Origin of the sequence: Clostridium bowmanii, assembly GCF_018861315.1 — a bacterium.
In the GTDB taxonomy this organism is placed as follows: Bacteria; Bacillota; Clostridia; order Clostridiales; family Clostridiaceae; genus Clostridium_AD; species Clostridium_AD bowmanii.
In genome coordinates, this window is the sequence record NZ_JAHLDL010000076.1 from 1 (window position 1) to 3,531 (window position 3,531).

Below are 3,531 nucleotides of genomic sequence, written 5' to 3' on the forward strand. Positions count from 1 at the left end.
TGTTAAACGTCAAATTATAACTAATTGAAAAGTCATTTTATTTCTATTATTAGTAGGTGATTTACGTCAAATTATACCTATGAAATCACTTTATCAATAAGGAAAAATCATTTTATTAATATAATTTCTTTTAGCCTACAGGCTACCTTATATAAAAAATGAGTAGCAATAATAGCTACCCAAGTATGTTAGTTTAAATCAATATGTTCAGCAATTGCTTGTAAGGCGTTAGCCACAGTTATCGCATCTACTTTGTTCATAATTGCACTTAAGCGTTCAGAATTCCAAAATAAATCGTTTAAGGTAGAAAGATGACAGCCTACATCATAATCAGGTATACAAGCAAAGTTACCATAATTTGTTTTGCCTATAACTACGATAAATCCACTTCGGCTTTCAATCTTAAGCTCATAATGACTTCCAAATTTAGTTAACTTAGTTATCATCCCAGACCAGCTTTCTATTTTTTTGCCCATTTTCATTGTACACTCAAATTTAATTAGCATAGACAATCCTCCTAAAAAATAATCTACGATTATCGAAGCGATAATTCATTGGCGGCAGCCATTATTGTGTCAGTGTCAATCACTGTTTTTTCGTGCTGTGCACCTATTATTAAAGCCTTTACTAATATCATATTTAAACGTCTTATAGACCCAGTACAGCTTCTGTATGCAGCTAGAATGGCATTATCATCAATTATTTTAGAAGAGGCACTTGCTAGGGATAGTCTAGAATGAATGTATTCTATAGCCTCAGTCTCTGAAAACCCTTCGAAATCATAATTTATTATGATCCTTTGCTTTAATGCTTCATGTATTTGTTTTTCTAAGATGTTATTAAGTATAGGTTGACCTATCAAAACCAGTGAAAAACAATCCTTTGAGTCCATAGAAAAATTCATAAGTAATTTTAAATCCTTCAATATATCATTACTCAAATACTGTGCTTCATCCCATACAAGCATGTAATGTACACCCTTATCACTGCTCATGTTTTCCATATAGTCTTTAATATTTTTGAACATGTCTGACTTACGAGAGCAAGGTTCTAGTCCTAGTGAGATACAAAACTGACGATAAAACTCAGCAGTAGTTACGGTAGTAAAGCAAAGATAAATAACCTTTGTTAAATTCGGATTAACTTTCTTCGCGAAACATCTTAGAGCAAAAGTTTTTCCACTACCAGGCGAAGCCGTAAATAATCCAAGGCCTCTAGTTTCATTAAGATAATCAAGTCTTGATATCATTTCTTTTAAATCCCTTGAGATATATGCATCTTTTTCTTTAATACCTTTTTCAAAAGGGTTTAGGGTCATACCATAGAACTGTTTAAACATGTTTAACACCATCCTTTGAATAGTCTATATTAAGTGGATTTTTACGTTTAGTTTTACCATTTTCAACTTTGTTTGTTTTTCTAACGCTATACTTAATTTTTTCATAATAAATATAAGCATTTTCCATGTCATCAGGTAGATATCGCAATTCAACCTTCTGCCTTATAAATTGCATAGGTACATCATACAAAATTTTATCAATGCTTATAGTTGCATCATTATTTACTCTCCGTTTTACGCGATTCATAAAACAATTATCTAGCCAATCACTGTTAGATGCTGCTTTTACATGAGCTAAATCGCTCTTATATCTATCAATAGGGCGCTGATTTGTAGAAGAATGAATAGTTATGTTATGCTTATTAATATAGGTGAATAATTCATCATTTAGCTCCGCTAAGGAGGAAATGAATTCTACATCTAAAGCGTTTAGCCATCTGCTTTTTAATGTCCTAAAATTTCTTTCTACCTTTCCTTTCGATGCACCATCTCTTACCATCGTGTGCAGCTCTACTATCCCAAGAGAGCCACATATAAGGCTTAATTGCTCATTCCTGTACGGAGAACCATTGTCCAAATAAATTTTTTTTGGAATTCCATACCTGGCTACAGCCTCTTTAAGTACTTTCTGAAAGTTATAAGAATTATCATTGTAAAAAAATCTACCTCCTACTATCAGCCTAGACTTATCATCTATTAGCATAATTACGTACGTCCGTCTACGCTGACCATTTTCAGTTATAAATGGCCCGTAACATGTATCGCCTTGAAACATTCCAGTTGCAAACTCTTCTTCAAAAGCTTTTCTATCTTTCATGTTGATACACCTAGCTGATCTAATATCATTATTTTTTATAAACCGTTGAACTGTTGAAATTGATACATCTTTTTCTTTAATAAAGCCATCTTCGATGAGTTTATAATATATAAGCGTAGCATTAATTTTAGGGAAGTTGTTTTTTAAAGTGTATATCTGCTCTATGGCTACATCACTTAGCTTTCTGGTTTGACCTATATCGCTACGCGTTTTGGGAAGAAGGGCATCAAAACCAAATCTATTATATTCTGATTCCCAATTAGAAAGTGTCCCCGGGCTGTACAAGACTGAATTACCGTTAGGTAATTTTACAGGGTTAATAGAAACACGTCTATAATAAGCAATTTTAGATTGCTCAGTAAAAGTATTATTTATAGCAGGGGCTATTAGTGCTAATCTAATAGATGCTATTTCGATTATTTCTTTGTTATTCATTTACTATCACCTCTAGAAAAATGGTATCACATGGTTATTTCAATGACCATTATCGTATTAAGTGGTATGTATAAATTAAAATGAAGGAAATATGGTTATAGTTAAATTATGACGTTCCTTGGAAAAACGATAAACCATTTTGCTTGAAAAATTGTATTATGAAGTTCTCAAGTTCATCGAAGGAACTATTTATGATATGCCGTACAAAACTTAAGTTTGAAATGAGCTTGTCCTCCAAAAGTCCAAGCCATATCTGTTTATGTTCTTTAAACTTCTTTAAAATTCGGTAGAATGTAGATATAGCAATGCCATAATGTTCACACATAGCTTCCACAGAGTGATATTTATGTACAAGATAGTCATAGATGAGGTACACAGTGAATTTAAAACTAAATGACATATACGGCACAATTACCGGAGGTAGGAGGGCGTGGGTACGGTTACATGATGAACACATATATCGAGAAATAATTATTATATTATCTTCAGCAATATTGTTATTATAAGTCACAAGATGACGTTTATAAAAAGCAAATGAGGCTAATGAATGTTTAGCACCACAAAATGGGCACACTAAATTCTCTACATTAACCGAGCTTACATATTTATTAAAGGCAGTTATCTCATTTTCAAAAGGAATTTGCTTAAAAAACTTGCATAATTGTGAAAATAATCTTATCATAATAATAGTCCTATAAGAGTTTTAACTCTTATTTTAAAGGGAGAACGTTGCTTTGGCGGCTTGGGTTCTCCCTTTTCCTTTCTTTAGTTTTATAATAAGCATAAAATAAGCTCCTGATGATGTCAAGTCATTAGGAGCTTTGTTATAGTAATAATCTGCTTAGTAAAAAAGCAAATAACCACTAGATAATTAATAGTATTATAGTTATAATTTGACTTAGGAATGCAGTTACATAAAGCTATATTTTGACGCACTACA

The 3,531-nt window shown here is 32.1% G+C and carries 4 protein-coding genes; all 4 read right to left on the bottom strand.

Going from position 1 to position 3,531, the window contains the following annotated elements; genetic code table 11:
• Positions 1 to 188 precede the first annotated feature (188 nt).
• A complete protein-coding gene (locus KPL51_RS22740) occupies positions 189 to 506 on the bottom strand; it encodes a DUF6618 family protein (protein ID WP_216166661.1) in 318 nt (105 codons plus the stop codon).
• 29 nt (positions 507 to 535) lie between these two features.
• Positions 536 to 1,339 carry an ExeA family protein gene (locus KPL51_RS22745; protein ID WP_216166663.1) on the bottom strand — a complete coding sequence of 268 codons (804 nt, stop codon included), beginning with the start codon at positions 1,337 to 1,339 and terminating at the stop codon, positions 536 to 538.
• On the bottom strand, positions 1,332 to 2,591 hold the full coding sequence (locus KPL51_RS22750; RefSeq protein WP_216166666.1) for a DDE-type integrase/transposase/recombinase: 1,260 nt from the start codon (positions 2,589 to 2,591) through the stop codon (positions 1,332 to 1,334). The genes KPL51_RS22745 and KPL51_RS22750 overlap by 8 nt, the downstream gene beginning before the upstream one ends.
• 106 nt (positions 2,592 to 2,697) lie before the next feature.
• Positions 2,698 to 3,273, bottom strand: a complete 576-nt coding sequence (locus KPL51_RS22755) for a DUF6431 domain-containing protein (protein ID WP_216166668.1) — start codon at positions 3,271 to 3,273, stop codon at positions 2,698 to 2,700.
• Positions 3,274 to 3,531: the final 258 nt, after the last annotated feature.

Excerpts from the sequence above, each read along its gene's own strand:
- KPL51_RS22750 (WP_216166666.1), bottom strand. The coding sequence starts at position 2,591 with ATGAATAACAAAGAAATAATCGAAATAGCATCTATTAGATTAGCACTA.
- KPL51_RS22745 (WP_216166663.1), bottom strand. The coding sequence starts at position 1,339 with ATGTTTAAACAGTTCTATGGTATGACCCTAAACCCTTTTGAAAAAGGT.
- KPL51_RS22740 (WP_216166661.1), bottom strand. The coding sequence starts at position 506 with ATGCTAATTAAATTTGAGTGTACAATGAAAATGGGCAAAAAAATAGAA.
- KPL51_RS22755 (WP_216166668.1), bottom strand. The coding sequence starts at position 3,273 with ATGATAAGATTATTTTCACAATTATGCAAGTTTTTTAAGCAAATTCCT.